We start from the raw sequence: 16,994 nt of genomic DNA, 5'->3' as shown, positions 1-16,994 counted from the left end.
CCGCGAGCAGCCGCTGGACACGCGGCGGAAGAGGTGATCGATGGGCGTCACGGGACCTCCCGGTCCGGTGATGGACCGGGACGAGGTGGACCGTGCGCTGGCACGGCTCGGTGCCGAGCACAAGGCGATCGAGGACTCGCTCCTCGCCCTCCAGGACCACGCGGGCCGCAGGCTGCTCGAAGGGGCCGCGCTGACCGGCACGACCCGGGACCGCTGGGCGGCCGCCGAGCGGACCATCACCCTGCTCTGGACCTGCTTCGACGTGTACACGGGCGCCCTGCGCGACGCCCGTGAGATACGGACGCGGCGGCGCTGGCCCGGCCGGGACGAGCTCGTCGAGCTGACCGACCGGCTGCGCGGCGAGAGCGTCCTCGTCGCGGGCGGGGCGGGGGAACAGGGCCTGCTCTCCGAGCGGTTCACGCTCGAAGGGCTCGTCCGCCGGATGAACGAGCTGTACGCCTCCTCGCTCGACGTGGTGGTCACCGCCGACGCCGTCTGGTCGGCACTGCCCGCCCGGATAGACCTGCTCGCCGCGGAGCTGGGCCGGACGCGCTCGCTCGCGCACTCGGTCGGCGTGCGGCCCGGGGAGCACCCGGCCGGTGACGAGCTGGAGGACATCACGGCCGAGCTGACCGCGCTGCGCTCGCAGGTCGTGACCGATCCGCTCGCCTTCTGGCGGCCCGCCGCGGGAAGTTCGGCGCCGGGCGGAGGGCGGCCGGACACCGCGCGGTACGACCGGGCGGCCCTGGCCCTGGAGGACATCCGGCGTGAGATCGAGGCGGTCCTCGCGGTCCGGCAGGACTCCGAGGACCGGCTGCTGCGGCTGCGGGACGTGCTGTCCCGCGCGGACCGGACGCTCACCGAGGCGCGGTCGGCGCGCGGCGAGGTCCTCGCGAAGATCGCCGCCTCCGAGGTGCCGGCCGTCAGCGGGCCGCCGACGGCGCTCCAGGAGCGGCTCGCGGCCGCCGCGGAGTACCGCAGGCATCAGCAGTGGCACCGGCTCTCCCCGCTCCTGGAGTCCCTGGAGGTGGAGGCGGAGGACGAGTTGATGCGGGCGCGGGAGTCGCTGACCGCGGTCACGGCGCCGCTCGCGGTCCGGGCGGAGCTGCGCGGCCGGCTCGACGCGTACAAGGCGAAGGTGGCGCGGCTGGGGGCGGCGGAGGATCCGCTGCTCATCGAGCGGTACGACGCGGCACGCCGGATGCTGTGGAGCGCGCCCTGCGACCTGCGGGTCGCGGAGCAGGCCGTGCTGCGCTATCAGCAGGCGGCGGCGGACGTACTGTCCGGCCCGAGAGATGCCGGAGGACGACAGTGGTGAGCGGGGAGACGGGTGTGGGGAGCTGTCAGCGTCCCTCGTGCGAGGGTTCGTACGAGGACATGGGAGGCGGCGAGCTGTACTGCGACACCTGCGGGCTCGCGCCGGTCGTCGCTCCCGGTGGGCTGATCGGTTCGACGCCGACCGGCATGGCCGTACCCGGCAGAGCCGGTACGGGCGGCATCGGCGGGCCCGATTCGAGCTCGTCGCGGAGCTCGCGGGCGTCCTCGCGCGCCTCGTCTCGCTCATCGACGTCCCGCCGTTCGGTGTCCGGCCGTCTCTCGCGCTCGCTCTCCGGTGCCTCCGGGGGCCGCTCGGTGTCGGTGCGCAGCTCGGGCACGTCGACCGGGCAGTCCGCCCGGAACCGGCTGGGCGCGGGCCTGGTGACGATCCCCGAGGTGCCGCGTCCCGACCCGCGGGGCGCGGTGATGGAGAACCCGGAGGTGCCGGAGCGGAAGCGTTTCTGCTCCCGTTCCGACTGCGGGGCGCCGGTGGGCCGTTCGCGCGGTGACCGGCCGGGCCGTACGGAGGGCTTCTGCACCAAGTGCGGGCACCCGTACTCCTTCGTGCCGAAGCTGACCGGCGGGGACATCGTCCACGGCCAGTACGAGGTCGCAGGCTGCCTCGCGCACGGCGGTCTCGGCTGGGTCTACCTCGCCGTCGACCGGGCGGTCTCCGACCGGTGGGTGGTGCTCAAGGGCCTGCTCGACACCGGCGACCAGGACGCGATGGCCGCGGCCATCTCGGAGCGCCGCTTCCTCGCCGAGATCGAGCACTCCAACATCGTCCGGATCTACAACTTCGTCGAGCACCTCGACCAGCGCACCGGCTCCATGGACGGCTACATCGTCATGGAGTACGTCGGCGGCAAGTCGCTCAAGGAGATCGCCAACGACCGGCGGACCCCGGACGGCCGACGCGACCCGCTGCCGGTGGAGCAGGCCTGCGCGTACGGGATCGAGGCCCTGGAGGCGCTCGGCCATCTGCACAGCCGGAACCTGCTGTACTGCGACTTCAAGGTCGACAACGCCATCCAGAGCGAGGACCAGCTGAAGCTCATCGACATGGGCGCGGTCCGGCGGATGGACGACGACGAGTCGGCGATCTACGGCACGGTCGGCTACCAGGCACCGGAGGTGGCCGAGGTCGGCCCGTCGGTGGCCAGCGACCTGTACACGGTGGCGCGGACGCTGGCCGTGATGACGTTCGACTTCCAGGGCTACACGAACGTGTTCGTGGACTCGCTGCCCGACCCGGAGCACATCACGGTCTTCCGGACGTACGAGTCGTTCTACCGCTTCCTGGTCCGCGCCACGGATCCGGACCCCGCGCGGCGGTTCTCCTCCGCGCAGGAGATGGCGGAGCAGCTGACGGGCGTCCTGCGGGAGGTGGTGGCGCTCCAGTCGGGGCGTCCGCGTCCCGCGCTCTCGACGCTGTTCGGCACGGAGGTCCGGGTGACGGACACCGCGCTGTTCGCCGAACTGACGGAGGACGTGTCGCTGCTCGGGGCACGGAAGGGTACCGGGAAGCGGGGCGGTGCACGTCAGCCGCTTCCCGGCGGCGGACCGGAGGCCGGGGCCGGGCTCGGGTGGTTGCTCGCGGCGCTCGACGCGTCCGCCACCGGGCTCGCGCTGCCCGTGCCGCGCGTCGACACGGGCGACCCGAACGCCGGATTCCTCGCCGGTCTGCTGGCCGCCGCCCCCGCCGAGCTGCTCGGCGCGCTCCAGGGCGCGCCCGCGCCCTCCACCGAACTGCGGCTGCGCACCCTGCGGGCCCACCTGGAGCTGGGCGACGCGCCCACCGCCGTACGGACCCTCGCGGCGCTGGAGGAGCGGGACCCGGACGACTGGCGGGTGGTCTGGTACCGGGGCGTGACGTCGCTGGTGACCGGGGACCACGAGCTCGCGGCGCTCGCCTTCGACGCGATCTACGACGCCTTCCCCGGGGAGCCGGCGCCGAAGCTGGCGCTCGGGATCTGCGCCGAGGTCCTCGGCCAGCTGGACAACGCCGCGGAGTACTACCGGCTCGTGTGGGCCACCGACCCGAGCTTCGTCAGCGCGGCCTTCGGGCTCGCCCGCGTGCAGCTCGCGGCGGGCGACCGCGCCGGAGCCGTACGGACCCTGGAGTCCGTGCCGGAGGCCTCGATCCACTACACGGCGGCCCGGGTCGCGGCCGTGCGGGCGCGGCTCCGGCGGCGCCCGGCGCACGAGCCGCTCGGCGCCGAACTGACGGCCGCCGCGGCGCAGGTCTCCGCGCTCCAGGGCTTCGGTCTCGACGCGGTCCGCCGGGAGCAGTTGTCGACGGAGGTCCTCGGGACGGCCCTCGACTGGGTACTCTCCGGGAGTCCCGGTGCGGCACCGGGCGGCGGCGCGCTGCTGCTCGGGAGTGAACTGGACGAGCGCGGACTGCGCTTCGGCCTCGAACGCTCGTACCGGGTGCTGGCCCGGCTCGCCCAGCGGGGCGAGGAGAGGATCGAACTGGTGGAGCGGGCCAACCGCTTCCGCCCCCGGACGTGGGTGTGAGGATGTCCCAGAAGCCGAAGCCGAAGCCGTCGCACGGACTCGCCGCCTGCCCGGGCTGCGCGGAGCCGCTGGACTCGGGTGACCGGTACTGCGGGGCGTGCGGCTACGACCTGACGGCCGCCCCGGCGGCCGAGACGGAGCCGGACCGCCCGACCGTGGCCATCGTCGCCCCCGTCGAATGGCCGGCCGCCCCGCCCCGGGAGGCCGGTTCGCTCTCGACGGCGACCCAGCACCCCGGCGACCTGCCGGGCACCGACTCCGGCGGCCGTGACCTGCCCACGATGGCGGTCCGCACGGACGGCCCGGTGCCGGCGGGCACGCCCGCGCCGGGCGGGGACTTCGAGCTCGCCGCCCCCGACCCCCGTACCGCGGTACAGGTGGACCCGCCCCGGGCCCAGCCCTCGGCCGAGCCCCAGGCCCAGGCCGAGCCGCCGGCGCCCGCGCCTGCCCCCGACGCGGCCGCGGCCGCGTTGTGCGTGGCCTGCCGGGCCGGGCGGGTGGACACCGACGGCTACTGCGAGAACTGCGGGCACGCGCAGCCGCGCGAGCGGGACCATATGGAGCAGGAGCTCGACACCGTCGCCGCCGTCAGCGACCGGGGACTGCGCCACCACCGCAACGAGGACGCGTTCGCCGTCTCGGCGACCACCCTCCCCGACGGCTCCCCCGCCTCCTTCGCGATCGTCTGCGACGGCGTCTCCTCGGCGACCCGCCCCGACGAGGCCTCCGCCGCCGCCGCGCAGGCGGCCGGCGCCGCGCTGCTCGCCGCGCTGCCCCGCGGCATCCATCCGCAGCAGGCGATGCACGAGGCGATCGTCGCCGCCGCAGAGGCCGTCAACTCCCTCGCGGAGGAGCCCGGCCCGGACGGGGCCGAGCACGACCCGCACCGGAACTCCCCGGCCTGCACGATCGTCGGCTCCGTCGTCGCCGACGGCCTGCTCGTCGTCGGCTGGGTCGGGGACAGCCGCGTCTACTGGGTGCCGGCCGACCGCACCACCCCGTCCGCGCGGCTCACCGAGGACGACTCGTGGGCCGCCCAGATGGTCGCGGCGGGCCTGATGAACGAGGCCGAGGCGTACGCGGACGAGCGCGCCCACGCGATCACCGGCTGGCTGGGCGCCGACGCGTACGAACTGGACCCGCACACGGCCGCGTTCAAGCCGGACCGCTCCGGGGTGGTCGTGGTCTGCACCGACGGGCTCTGGAACTACGCGGAGGGCGCCGAGGACATGGCGCGGGTCGTCCCGCCGGACGCGGCGGGCCGCCCGCTGGCCGCCGCGCAGGCCCTGGTCGGCCATGCCCTCGACGGCGGAGGCCACGACAACATCACGGTGGCGCTGCTGCCGTTCACCGTCGCTCTCCCAGGGGCAGGATCCGCCTGAGCGGCCGCCGGTCCCCCCTGTCCCCGCACTCTTCCCGTCGTCTCCCGAGGAGCCGAAACAGATGGCGAACTTCGCCAAGCCGACCGCGCCGCAGTTCTCCGTGGACGTGTACCAGAACGAGTTCCTGCCTGAGGGCGGCCGCGAGGTCAGCGCCATCGTCACGGTCACCTCGACCGGGGGCGGCACCACCGGCGTCTCCGGGTACGCGGACGGCGGCGGGGCCGGCGTGGTGATCATGGTCGACTGTTCCGGCTCGATGGACTACCCCGCCACCAAGATGCGCGGCGCCCGCGAGGCGACCGCCGCCGCCGTCGACACCCTGCGCGACGGCACGTCCTTCGCCGTCGTCGCCGGTACGCACGTGGCGAAGGAGGTCTACCCGGGGAACGGCCGCCTGGCCGTCGCGGACGCCCGGACCCGGGCGGAGGCAAAGCAGGCGCTGCGAAGCCTGTCGGCCGGTGGCGGCACGGCGATCGGCACCTGGCTGCGCCTCGCGGACCGGCTGCTCTCCTCCGCCGGACTCGCCATCCGGCACGGCATCCTGCTCACCGACGGCCGCAACGAGCACGAGTCGCCCGAGGAGCTGCGGGCCGCGCTGGACGCCTGTGCGGGCCGGTTCACCTGTGACGCGCGCGGGGTCGGCACGGACTGGGAGGTCAAGGAGGTCACGGCGATCGCCTCGGCGCTCCTCGGCACGGCCGACATCGTCGCCGACCCGGCCGGTCTCGCCGCCGACTTCACGGCGATGATGGAGCAGGCGATGGGCAAGGGCGTGGCGGACGTCGTGCTGCGCCTGTGGACGCCGGTCGGGGTGGAGATCGGATACGTGAAGCAGGTGGCGCCGACGGTCGAGGACCTGACCGGCCGGCGCACCGAGGCCGGACCGCGCGCCGGGGACTACCCGACGGGCTCGTGGGGCGACGAGTCCCGCGACTACCACGTGAGCGTGCGCGTCCCGCGGGCCGCGATCGGCCAGGAGATGCTCGCCGCCCGGGTCTCCCTGATCGCCCCGGATCCGGCGGGCGGCGACCCCCGGCCGCTGTCTCAAGGACTGGTACGGGCGGTGTGGACGGACGACCTGGTGATGTCCACGTCGATCAATCCGCAGGTCGCGCACTACACGGGGCAGGCGGAGCTCGCGGACGTCATCCAGCAGGGTCTCGATGCCCGCAAATCGGGCGATCACGACGGCGCGACGGCGAAACTGGGCCGCGCGGTGCAGCTCGCGGCGGCCTCCGGCAACGCGGATACGGCGAAACTCCTTTCGAAGGTGGTCGACGTCGTCGACGCGGCGACGGGTACTGTGCGTTTGAAGGCGAAGGTCGCGGAAGCGGACGAGATGACACTCGAGACCCGCTCCACCAAGACCGTTCGCGTCAAGAGGTAGAGGCAGCCCGGCCCGCCGGGCCGGACGACGAGAGGGGGAAGCACTGACATGCCGACCTGCCCGAACGGACACCAGTCGGTCTCCGACGACTGGTGCGAGGTCTGCGGCCATCGCATGGCCGGGGCGGGCGCGCCTGCGGGTGCCGTACCGCCGCCTCCCCCGCCGCCGCCCGCGTACGGATACCCGGGTCCCGGCGGCCCCGGCCAGCCCCCGATGGGCCCGCCGCCCGGCGGCCACGGCGCTCCCGGTGGGCACGGCGGCCCCGGTGCTCCCGGCGGCTTCGGTCACGGGGGCGACCCGAACGCGACCGCGCAGGCGGAGCTCTGCCCGCAGTGCCGTACCCCGCGTGAGCACATGGCGCCCTTCTGCGAGGAGTGCCGCTGGAACTTCCTCACGAACACGGCGACCTCCTACACGCCGCTGGCTCCGCAGCAGTCCGGGCCGCCGCCCGGCCTGAACCTGCCGCCCGGCTTCCAGTCCCCGCCGCCGCCCCCGCCGCAGCAGCAGCCCCCGCAGCCGCCTCAGCAGGATCCCTTCGGGTACCAGGGCTCGCGCCCCTCCCAGGTGAACCGCCCGGCCGAGCCGCTGGGCGCCGAGCCCACGCACCACCAGGCCCCGCAGCGTCCGCCGGTGCAGCAGCCTCCGATGCAGCAGCCGATGCAGCCGCCCGTACAGCAGCAGCAGGCGCCGCCCGCGTACCTCCAGGCGCCGCCGCCGCAGGCCCCGGTCCAGGCGCCGGTCCCGCCCGCGCCGCCGCAGCCGCGCGCGGACGACGACTGGGTCCTGTCGCCGCCGTCGCAGCCGCAGCCCCCGCAGCACCAGGCCCCGCCGCAGCCCCCGCAGCAGCAGCAGTTCCAGCACCAGCAGCCGCCCCAGCAGCAACACCACCAGCAGCAGCCGCAGCAGTTCCAGCACGAGCCGCCGCGGCCGCCTCTGGGGTGGACCGCGGTCATCGGCCCGGACCGCGAGTACTTCATGGCGATGATGCACCGCAGCGGCCCGGAGGCCACGGGCCTCAACCTGCCCGCGTACTCGCCGGACAAGCACCTGCCGCTCCAGGGCAACCAGATCTCCATCGGCCGCCGCCGGCACTCCACCGGCGAGTCCCCCGACATCGACCTGTCGGTGCCGCCGGAGGACCCGGGCGTCTCGCACCAGCACGCCGTGCTCGTGCAGCAGCCGGACGGGTCGTGGGCTGTGGTGGACCAGAACTCCACCAACGGCACCACGATCAACGGCGGCGAGGAGCCGATCCAGCCCTACGTCCCCGTCCAGCTCCAGGAGGGCGACCGGGTGCACGTCGGCGCCTGGACGACGATCACGATCCGCCGCGGCTAGGCCATGATCCGCCGGACAGGCCCTAACCGGCGGACGGCAGGGGCCAGGCGTAGGGCCCTCCGGGCTCGTCCAGCCAGGCCCACTGCCGGTCGCCGCTGACCGTCACCCCGAAGCGCTCCCGCTCCGGCCGTCCCTCGCGCAGCCAGAGCGAGAGCGCTTCGCGTCTGTCCAGGACCTCGGCGACGAGACCGCACAGGAAGCGGAAGCGTTCGTCCCCGGCGGGACCGTGGCGCGGGACGCGACTCTCCGGGACGTGGGCGGCGACGCCCCGCAGCGCCACGAAGTACGCCGAGGTCTCCAGGAACCGCCCCTCCGCGTGGGTGCCGTCGCGCACCCGCAGCAGGAGCAGCCCGGTGGAGAGCGGGGTGAGGACCAGCGCGCCGGGCCGGCACTGGGCGAGCCAGGGGTACGGGACGGCGGGCACCGCGCAGGTCGCGACGATCCGGTCGTAGGGGGCACGGTCGGGACAGCCCCGGGCCCCGTCGGCGGCGAGCACCGCGGGCCGGTACCCGGCGACGGCGAGATGGGTCCGGGCGGACTCGGCGATCTCCTCGTCGAGGTCGACGGTGGTGACGTGCTGCTCGCCGAGCCGGTGGCAGAGCAGGGCCGCGTGGTAGCCGGTCCCGGCGCCGATCTCCAGGACGTCGTCGCCGTCGCGCACGTCCAGGGCGTGGAGCATGAGCGCCATCAGGGAGGGCTGGCTGGCGGAGGAGACCAGCTCCCCGTCGCGTACGCGGGTGGCGATCGCGGTGTCCGCGTAGGTGCCGCGCAGCCAGCGCTCCCGCCGCACGGGGTCGGGGTCGCCGGCCCAGAGCCGCTCGTAGCCGCCGGTCCCGGAGACGTAGAAGTACGGGACGAAGAGATGGCGCGGGACCTCGGCGAAGGCGGCCCGCCAGGCGGGGTCGGACAGCGCGCCGTCCGCCTCGATCCGCCGCACGAGCGCCCGCCGCTCCCGCGCGCCGGCCCCGGCGAACTCACCCCACGGCTCTCCGCCCATGCCTCCACTCTCCCGCCGCAGGGGCCTCCGGGCGACCGCCCGTACGGGTACGAGTACGGGCGGTCCTAGGCCTCCGGTCCTCGGCCCGGCCATCTGAGACGATGGAACGGTGAACGAGATTCCCGGGGAAACGACGCAGGAGCAGACCTTCTACGAGCAGGTCGGCGGCGAGGAGACCTTCCGCCGCCTGGTCCACCGCTTCTACGAGGGCGTCGCGGAGGACCCGCTGCTGCGCCCGATGTACCCCGAGGAGGACCTCGGTCCGGCGGAGGAGCGCCTCGCGCTCTTCCTGATGCAGTACTGGGGCGGCCCCCGCACCTACAGCGACCACCGCGGCCACCCCCGCCTCCGCATGCGCCACGCCCCGTTCACGGTGGACCAGGAGGCCCACGACGCCTGGCTCCGCCACATGCGCGCCGCCCTGGACGACCTCGCGCTCGCCCCCGAGCACGAGGCGGAACTGTGGCGCTACCTCACCTACGCGGCGGCCTCCATGGTGAACACCGCCGGCTGACACCGCTCCCCGCCGGGTCCGCACGGCGGCTGACGGGCTCGGCCGAGAACACGAACACCACCCCTGACAGGACACATTCCGGAGACGGAACGTCAAATAACGGTCACGATCGCATCAAGGTCGGTCCGTAAGCGGTTTCCAGCGGCACCTGCACTCTGAAAGCATCCCAGGGAAGTCCGGGGGGACTCGATGGGCTTGCGGAGAACTTTCGGCGGCGTCCGGCGCACGCAGGGTGGTTCAGGGTTCCAGGGGGATGGGTGACGGGGTTCGTATTCCTGCGTGTCAGGGCGCACCGGCTGCTGTTGGCCGCGGCACTGCTCGCCGTGCTGCTGACCACCACCGTGCTGGCCACGCTCGCCGCCTTCTCCGCCTCCATCGGGGACGCCGCGCTGCAGGCCGGGCTCCAGGGCCGGTCCGCGTCGGCCGCCTCACTGCTCGTGACCGGGCAGGTCCCCGCCGCGAAGCGGGCGAGCGCCGAGGAGGCCGTGCGGGACGGGGCGCGGAAGACCTTCGAGGGGCTCCCGGTGACGGTACGGCGCCTCGAACGCTCCGGGCCGTACGCGCTGCCCCGTAGCCTTCAGCCGCCTGCCGCCCGCAAGGGCGATCCGGACCTCACCCACTTCGCCGCTCTCGACCGCTCGCGGCTCTCCCTCGTCCGGGGTGCCTGGCCCTCGGCCGCCCGCACGGACGGTGTGGTCGAGACGGCGATCCCCGAGGAGGCCGCCCGGCGGCTCCGGGTCACACCCGGGACCGTGCTCACGCTCGACGACCGGATCGACGGCGAGCGGGTGAAGACCCGGATCACCGGCGTCTACCGGCCCGTCGACACCGCCGATCCGTACTGGCAGCTCGACCCGGCCGGTGGCCGCGGTGTGCGGTCGGTCGCGTTCACCACGTACGGACCGCTCTTCGTCGCCCCGGCCGTCCCCGCCTCCGGGGCGATCAGCGCCGGGGACACGTCCTGGCTCGGTACCGCCGACTTCAGCGGGCTCACGACCGACCGGATGGACGACCTCCGCGACTCGGCGGCCGCGGGGCCGAAGCAGCTGGCCGCCGCCACCGACCGGTTCGGGACGACGGTCTCCGCGTCCACCGCGCTCCCGGCCGTCCTGGAACAGACCCAGCGGGCCCTCGTCGTCTCCCGCTCGACCCTCCTGATCGTGGCCGTGCAGCTGGTGCTGCTCGCCGGGTACGCCCTGCTGCTCGTCGCCCGGCTGCTCAGCACCGAGCGCTCCGGGGAGACGGCGCTGCTGCGGGCCCGCGGCGGTTCGCGGCGCCGGATCACCGGGCTCGCGGCCACCGAGGCGCTGCTGCTCGCGCTGCCCGCGGCGATCGCCGCCCCGCTCCTGACCGGTCCGCTGACCCGGCTCTTCACCGAGCGGTCCGCGCTCTCCTCGCTCGGGGTACGGCTCGACACGACGCCGTCCCTCCAGGTCTGGTCGGCCGCCGCCGCGGTGGCGCTGTGCTGCGCGGCGGCCGTCGTGGCTCCCGCGCTCGCCGCCGGGGACGGTGCCGCCGTCTCCCTGCGCAAGACCCGCTCGGGCACCCTGCCCGCTCCCGTACGGGCCGGGGCGGACATCGGGCTGCTCGCCGTCGCCGCCGTCGCCTACTGGCAGTTGCAGCGGCCCGCCGCCGCGAGCGCCGCCGGCGGCGGGGCCTCCGTGGACCCCGTGCTCGTCGCCGCGCCCGCCCTCGCCCTGCTCGCCGGGACCGTCCTGACCCTGCGTCTGCTGCCGCCCGCCGCCAGGCTGGCCGAGCGGCGCGCGGCGCGCGGGCGCGGTCTCTCCGCCGCGCTCGCCGGCTGGCAGTTCAGCCGCCGGCCGCTGCGCGGCGCGGGCCCCGTCCTCCTCCTCGTCCTCGCCGTGGCGATGGGCATGCTGGCCATCGGGCAGAGCGGCTCGTGGGAGCGTTCGCAGCGGGACCAGGCCGACTTCCGGGTCGGCGCCGCCGTCCGCGTCCTCGGCACCGGTTCCGGCGAACCGATGCAGACCGAGCGCCTGGCCGCCATGCCGGGAGTCACGGCCGTGGCCCCCGTGTACCGCACCTCGATGGACGTGAACGGGAAGAGCGCGACCGTCCTGGCCGTGGACACCCGCACGGCCGCGGGCGGGCTGCTGCTCCGCCCCGACCTCGCCGGCGCCCCTGCCTCCGCCGTCCTCGCTCCGCTCGCCCCACGGGCCGGGACCCGGCCCGGGCTCCCGCTGCCCGCCGGTACCCGGGCGCTCACCGTGGACCTGCGCCACACCACGCCGGCCCGTTCGCCCGGGGCGCTGGTCACGGCCGTCCTGGAGGACTCGAACGGCATCCCGTACTGGCAGGCCGTGGGGCCGCTGCCCTCCGACGGCCGCACGCACCGGCTGACCCTCGACCTCGGCGCCATGGCCGCGGGTCCCGGGACCGGCACCGGCACCGGCACCGGCACGGGCACCGGGACCGGCACCGGCGGGGGCCGCGGCTCCGTCGGCCGGCTCATCCTCACCGGCCTGGAGGTCACGGGGCAGATCGACAACGGAGCGAAGCACACGCAGACCCTCCACGTCGAACGGCTCGCCACCGTCCGCGCCGACGGCAGCGAGCAGATGCACTCCCCCGGGCAGCTCCTCGCCCCCTGGGCCTCCGCCTTCGAGCAGACCCAGCTGGGCGACCCGCAGGGCATCGTCCCCGCGACCGGCCGTCCCGGCTCCGCCGGACCCGGCGGCCGCCCGGCGCCGTACTCCGTCTCGTACCCGCTCATCGGCAAGGACCCGGGGGACCTCCTCTACTGGGGGACCGAGGCGTACACCGTCCGGCTGACCGCCCCCCGGCCGAAGGCGCCCGCCCGGCTGCCGGCCGTGGCCACCGAGGAGTACATGGCGGCGACCGGCGCCAAGACGGGCGACAAGGTCGAGATCACCATCGGCGGCGAGCAGACCGACATCACGATCGACCGGGTGGTCGAGAAACTGCCGACCACCGGCGCGGCCACCCGGGACGTCTCCGCGGCGACCCCCGCCGCCACCCCCGAGGACGGCGGCGCCGTTCTCGTCGACCTGGTCTCGGTCAACCAGTACCTGGCGACCCATCAGACCGCGACCGACCAGACCGCGGCCGTGGCGGCCACCGAATGGTGGCTGTCCGTCGCGCCCGGCCGGGCGGACGAGGTCGCCGCAGCCCTGCGGGCCGATCCCGACGCGGACCCGGAGCGGGTCCTCGTACGCGACGAGATCGCCGCCGCCCTGCTCGGCGACCCGCTCGGCGCGGGCCCCAACGCCGCCCTGATGGCGGTGGCGGTCGCCGCGGCGGCACTCGCCGCGGTCGGCTTCGCGGTCGGCTCGGCCGGGTCGATGCGGGAACGGTCCGCCGAGTTCGGGGTACTGCGGGCGCTCGGCACCCCGCGGCGCCGCCTCGCCCGGCTGATCGCCGCCGAACAGGGCATCCTCATCGCCGTCGGCCTCGCCGTGGGCGTCGGGCTCGGCACGGTCCTGGCCCGGGCCGTCATCCCGCTCATCGTCCTCACCGGCCAGGCCACCCGGCCCGTCCCCCCGGTCCTGGTGGAACTGCCCCTCGGCCAGGTGGCACTGCTGCTCGCCGGGGTCGCCGCACTGCCGCTGGCGATCGTCGCGGTGATCGCGCTGCGCCGCACCGACCCGGTCGTGACCCTGCGCCACCAGGGGGAGCGCTGATGACCGCCGCACGCAGGGAGAACAGGCAGCAGAAGGAGAACACCGACATGCCCCGGACCCGGTCCGACAAGCCCCGCCGCGCCGTGGCGCCCTGGGTGCGGACCCGGCTGCGGACCGCGCCCCGGGCCGCCTTCGCGCTCGCCCTCCTCGTCCTGGTCACCGTCTACCTCGCCGCCGCGCTCCCGCGAGCCGTCGACGCGTACGAGACGGAAGGCCTGCGCCACGACATCGAGACCGCCCAGCCCCGCAACAGCGTCCTCCAGCTGACCGCCGAACCACTCGGCACCAGCCGGGCGGAGGCCGAACGCGAGGCGGACCTGCTCGCCCCCGTCATGAGGGACAGGCAGGACCGCCTGCGCGCATTGTTCCCCGAACCGCTGCGGACCGACCCGAAGCAGACCGTCCACGGTGTCCGTACGGTGAAGCGGGTCGCGGGGCTCGACCGGTGGCTGGCCCGGCCCGACGGCCTCCCCCCCGAGCTCGTCCTCGCTGCCCCGTCCGGCCTGCCCGCTCACACGACCGTACGCAAGGGCCGCCTGCCCGCCGGCGGCACCAGCGACCCGGAGGCGGTCGTCACCTCCGCGACCGCCACGTCCCTGAACATCAAGCCGGGTTCGGTCGTGCACGTGCCAGGCGGGACCAGCGCGGAGCCGATCGCCGTCACGGTCACCGGCATCGTCGATCCGCGAAGCCCCCGGTCCGCGTACTGGGCGGTGGACCCGCTGCTGCACACGCCGTCGCTCGGCACGGTCGAAGGCATCGACGTGAAGCGGTACTGGCAGGGGGCCCTGCTCCTCTCCCCCGCCTCGGCGCCCGCGCTGCTCTCCACCACCGGACAGCCGGAGCTCTACTGGCAGTTCATGCCCACGGCGGACCACCTCACCACCCGGGACGCCGACCGGCTCGCCGCCGCGCTCGACTCGGTGGGCGGCGGCCCCGACCTGGTCGAGATGCGCGAGATCACGGGGCCCAGCGGCACCCTCACCACCGAACTCGACACGATCGTCGGCTCGTACGTCTCGATGCGCGGGGCGATCGATCCGGTCGTGGCCGTCGCCGTCTTCGGGATCGGCGCGGTCGCGGCCGTCGTCCTCGCGATGACGGGCGGTCTCCTCGCCACCCGCCGGGACAGCGAACTGGCCCTGCTGCGCTCGCGCGGCGGCTCGCTGACCGGCATCGGGCTGCGGCTGCTCGGCGAGACCGCGGTGGTGGCCGTACCGGCCGCCGCGCTCGGCCTCGTCCTGGCGGTGGTCACGGTGCGCGCGCCCGAAGCGGCGGGCGCACCCCCCGGCACCGCCGTCGGCATCCCGCTCGCCCCCTCCCTCCTCGCCGCCGCCCTCGTCACGGCCCTCGCGATGCTGGTCCTGCCGCTGCGGGCGGTCGTCCTGCACCGCCGCCCGCGCCTGCACGGCGGCCGCGACGACCTGCTCACCGCCCGGCCCTCCCGCCGCCGCACGGTCGCCGAACTCACCCTGCTCGTCCTCGCCGTGGGCGCCGTCGCCTCGCTGCGGCTGCGCGGCACCGGCGACTCCGGGAACCACCTCGTGAGCGCCGCGCCGGTGCTCGTCGGCTTGATCGCCGCGCTCGTCCTCGTACGGATCTATCCGCTGCCGCTGCGGTGGCTGGCCCGGCCCGCCCGCCGACTGCGCGGGGCGGTCGGCCCGCTGGCCCTGGCCAGGGCCGGACGCTCATCCTCGACAGGTGCCCTGCCGCTCCTCGCGCTGGTCCTCGCGCTGACCACGGCCGCGTTCGGCGGCTCGGTCCTCGCCGGGGTCGCCGACGCCCGCGACCGGGCCGCGCTCCTCGCGACCGGCGCGGACGCCCGAGTCGACGGATCCGTGGAGTGGACACCGCTGCCGGCCGGGCTCGCCGAATCGGTGCGCGGCACGGCGGGCGTGCGGGACCTGGCCGCCGTCCAGGTCGAGTACGGGGTGGCTCTGCCGTCCTACCAGGGCGCCTCCGCCCAGCCGATGAACGCGCCGCTCGTGGGCGTCGAGCCCGGCTCGTACACCCGTCTCGCGGACCGGACCGGCTTCGGCCCGTTCCCGGCCTCGCTGCTCGCGTGGACCGGGGCGGGCGACAAGGACGCCGTGGCGGACACCGATCGGGTGCTGCCCGCGATCGCCTCGCCCTCGGTCGCCGAGCGGCTCGGCAGCGAACCGCAGCAGATCATGTCGGCGTCCGGGGTGTTCCGGGTGAAGGTGGTCGCCGTCCGGTCGACCACCCCGGCCCTGCCCGACGCCGACTTCCTGCTCGTCGACGCCGCCGGCCTGACCCGCACGCAGCCCACCGCGCTGCTCGTCACGGGAACCTCGGTGAGCGGAGCGGACCTGCGCGCCGCCGTGACGGCGAAGACGGCGAAGTCCGACGACCTCACCGTGACCCTCCGCACCGAACTGCGCTCCGCCTACGTCGTTTCACCGCTCCAGTCGGGCGCCGAGCGACTCTACGCGGCGGCCATCGGCGCGGGCGCCGGCTACGCGGCCCTGGCGGTGCTGCTCTCCCTGATGCAGAACGCGCCGGAGCGGACCACGCTCCTCGCGCGACTGCGGACGATGGGCCTGACCCGGAAGCAGGGGCGCAGGCTCCTCGGCCTCGAAGCGCTGCCGCAGGCGGTCCTCGCCGCGCTCGGCGGCGTGCTGGTCGGCTGGGCGACGGTGCCGCTGCTCGCCCCGGGCATCGACCTGTTCCGCCTCGCGCTCGCGACGGCACCGGGCTTGGCCCCGCTGGACAGCGCCCCGCTGCGGGCGGACCCCTGGTCCCTGGTCCTGCCCGCGCTCGGCGTCGTCGTCCTGACGGGACTGGCGGCGGCGGGGCAGGCCTGGCGGGCGGGGCGCAGGGGCTCGATCAAGGAACTGAGGGCAGGAGACGCACGATGACGAAGACCGGTACGACCCTCCCCACCGCCCCTTCGGGCACCACCCTGGAGGAGCTGGAGCAGCGGGCGACAGCGCGGCGCGACCGGCCCTCGTACGGGCACGACGCGCTCATCGCCTGCGACCGGCTCGTCCGGATCTTCACCACGGACGGGGTGGAGGTGCAGGCGCTCCAGGGCCTCGACCTCCTGGTGAAGGAGGGCGAGTTGATGGCCCTCGTCGGCGCTTCGGGCTCCGGCAAGTCGACGCTGATGAACATCCTCGCGGGCCTCGACGTGCCGACGGCAGGCGCGGCCCGGGTCGCGGGCTGCGACCTGCTGGCGATGGACGGCAAGGCGCGGCTGCGCTACCGCCGCGAGGTCGTCGGCTTCGTCTGGCAGCAGACCGCCCGCAACCTCCTCCCGTACCTGACGGCCGCCCAGAACGTGGCGCTGCCGATGCAGTTGCGGGGCCGGACGAAGCGGAAGGCCGAGCGGGCCGAGGAGCTCCTCGCGATGCTGGGCATCGCGGACGCCCGCGACCGGCGCCCGCACCAGCTCTCCGGCGGCCAGCAGCAGCGGGTGGCGATCGCGGTCGCCCTGGCCAACAACCCGTCCGTCCTGCTCGCCGACGAGCCCACCGGCGAGCTGGACTCGGCCACCGGCGAGCAGGTCTTCGCGGCCTTCCGCCGCGCCAACGAGGAACTGGGCACGACGATCGTCATCGTCACCCACGACCAGGCGGTCGCCTCCGAGGTCCGCCGCACGGTCGCCATCCGCGACGGCCGCACCTCCTCGGAGGTGCTGCGCCGCACCGAGGTGGACGAGCAGGGCAAGGAGTCGCTGGTGGCGCGGGAGTACGCGATGCTCGACCGCGCGGGCCGGCTCCAGCTCCCGGCGGACTACACGCAGGCGCTCGGGATGGAGCACCGGGTGGCGCTGGAGCTGGAGCAGGACCACATCGGGGTGTGGCCGGACGACGCGGAGCGCTGACGCGAAGCGGACCCGAGGCCTCGCTAGGGC

The 16,994-nt window shown here is 75.2% G+C and carries 11 protein-coding genes; 9 read left to right on the top strand and 2 right to left on the bottom strand.

Annotated features, from left to right (window positions below):
* Positions 1-40: 40 nt before the first annotated feature.
* A complete protein-coding gene (locus tag OG357_RS25815) occupies positions 41-1,318 on the top strand; it encodes a hypothetical protein (protein ID WP_329623417.1) in 1,278 nt (425 codons plus the stop codon).
* A gap of 25 nt (positions 1,319-1,343) precedes the next feature.
* Here OG357_RS25815 and OG357_RS38875 read toward each other — a convergent pair whose 3' ends face one another.
* Positions 1,344-1,655 carry a hypothetical protein gene (locus tag OG357_RS38875; protein ID WP_443066732.1) on the bottom strand — a complete coding sequence of 104 codons (312 nt, stop codon included), beginning with the start codon at positions 1,653-1,655 and terminating at the stop codon, positions 1,344-1,346.
* On the opposite strand from OG357_RS38875, the gene OG357_RS25810 reads away from it, so the two are divergent.
* The 4 genes from OG357_RS25810 (at position 1,633) to OG357_RS25795 (ending at position 7,944) form a co-directional block, all read left to right on the top strand.
* Positions 1,633-3,837 carry a tetratricopeptide repeat protein gene (locus tag OG357_RS25810; protein ID WP_443066731.1) on the top strand — a complete coding sequence of 735 codons (2,205 nt, stop codon included), beginning with the start codon at positions 1,633-1,635 and terminating at the stop codon, positions 3,835-3,837. The genes OG357_RS38875 and OG357_RS25810 overlap by 23 nt on opposite strands.
* A gap of 2 nt (positions 3,838-3,839) precedes the next feature.
* Complete coding sequence (locus tag OG357_RS25805) at positions 3,840-5,219, top strand: PP2C family serine/threonine-protein phosphatase (RefSeq protein WP_329623416.1); 1,380 nt, start codon at positions 3,840-3,842, stop codon at positions 5,217-5,219.
* A 61-nt stretch (positions 5,220-5,280) separates the two neighbouring features.
* Positions 5,281-6,606, top strand: a complete 1,326-nt coding sequence (locus tag OG357_RS25800) for a vWA domain-containing protein (RefSeq protein WP_329623415.1) — start codon at positions 5,281-5,283, stop codon at positions 6,604-6,606.
* Positions 6,607-6,654: 48 nt separating this feature from the next.
* On the top strand, positions 6,655-7,944 hold the full coding sequence (locus OG357_RS25795; protein WP_329623414.1) for an FHA domain-containing protein: 1,290 nt from the start codon (positions 6,655-6,657) through the stop codon (positions 7,942-7,944).
* Between the two features lie 22 nt (positions 7,945-7,966).
* Here OG357_RS25795 and OG357_RS25790 read toward each other — a convergent pair whose 3' ends face one another.
* The gene (locus OG357_RS25790) at positions 7,967-8,941 is read right to left on the bottom strand and encodes a methyltransferase domain-containing protein (RefSeq protein WP_329623413.1); all 975 of its coding nucleotides are present in this window, start codon (positions 8,939-8,941) and stop codon (positions 7,967-7,969) included.
* A gap of 109 nt (positions 8,942-9,050) precedes the next feature.
* Between OG357_RS25790 and OG357_RS25785 the strand changes: the two genes are divergently transcribed.
* The 4 genes from OG357_RS25785 to OG357_RS25770 all read left to right on the top strand — a co-directional run bounded on the left by OG357_RS25785 (position 9,051) and on the right by OG357_RS25770 (position 16,964).
* Positions 9,051-9,455, top strand: coding sequence for a globin (locus OG357_RS25785; RefSeq protein WP_329623412.1), 405 nt, complete (start codon positions 9,051-9,053; stop codon positions 9,453-9,455).
* A 257-nt stretch (positions 9,456-9,712) separates the two neighbouring features.
* The gene (locus OG357_RS25780) at positions 9,713-13,117 is read left to right on the top strand and encodes an ABC transporter permease (RefSeq protein ID WP_329623411.1); all 3,405 of its coding nucleotides are present in this window, start codon (positions 9,713-9,715) and stop codon (positions 13,115-13,117) included.
* A complete protein-coding gene (locus OG357_RS25775) occupies positions 13,117-15,996 on the top strand; it encodes an FtsX-like permease family protein (RefSeq protein WP_443066730.1) in 2,880 nt (959 codons plus the stop codon). The genes OG357_RS25780 and OG357_RS25775 overlap by 1 nt, the downstream gene beginning before the upstream one ends.
* On the top strand, positions 15,993-16,964 hold the full coding sequence (locus OG357_RS25770; protein ID WP_329623410.1) for an ABC transporter ATP-binding protein: 972 nt from the start codon (positions 15,993-15,995) through the stop codon (positions 16,962-16,964). The genes OG357_RS25775 and OG357_RS25770 overlap by 4 nt, the downstream gene beginning before the upstream one ends.
* Positions 16,965-16,994 lie beyond the last annotated feature (30 nt).

The organism is Streptomyces sp. NBC_01255 (assembly GCF_036226445.1).
GTDB lineage: Bacteria > Actinomycetota > Actinomycetes > Streptomycetales > Streptomycetaceae > Streptomyces.
The sequence above is the reverse complement of the archived record's forward strand: the minus strand, read 5'-3'. Positions and strand labels throughout refer to the sequence as shown.

Excerpts from the sequence above, each read along its gene's own strand:
- OG357_RS25775 (WP_443066730.1), top strand. The coding sequence starts at position 13,117 with ATGACCGCCGCACGCAGGGAGAACAGGCAGCAGAAGGAGAACACCGAC.
- OG357_RS25770 (WP_329623410.1), top strand. The coding sequence starts at position 15,993 with ATGACGAAGACCGGTACGACCCTCCCCACCGCCCCTTCGGGCACCACC.
- OG357_RS25800 (WP_329623415.1), top strand. The coding sequence starts at position 5,281 with ATGGCGAACTTCGCCAAGCCGACCGCGCCGCAGTTCTCCGTGGACGTG.
- OG357_RS25795 (WP_329623414.1), top strand. The coding sequence starts at position 6,655 with ATGCCGACCTGCCCGAACGGACACCAGTCGGTCTCCGACGACTGGTGC.
- OG357_RS25805 (WP_329623416.1), top strand. The coding sequence starts at position 3,840 with ATGTCCCAGAAGCCGAAGCCGAAGCCGTCGCACGGACTCGCCGCCTGC.
- OG357_RS25790 (WP_329623413.1), bottom strand. The coding sequence starts at position 8,941 with ATGGGCGGAGAGCCGTGGGGTGAGTTCGCCGGGGCCGGCGCGCGGGAG.
- OG357_RS25815 (WP_329623417.1), top strand. The coding sequence starts at position 41 with ATGGGCGTCACGGGACCTCCCGGTCCGGTGATGGACCGGGACGAGGTG.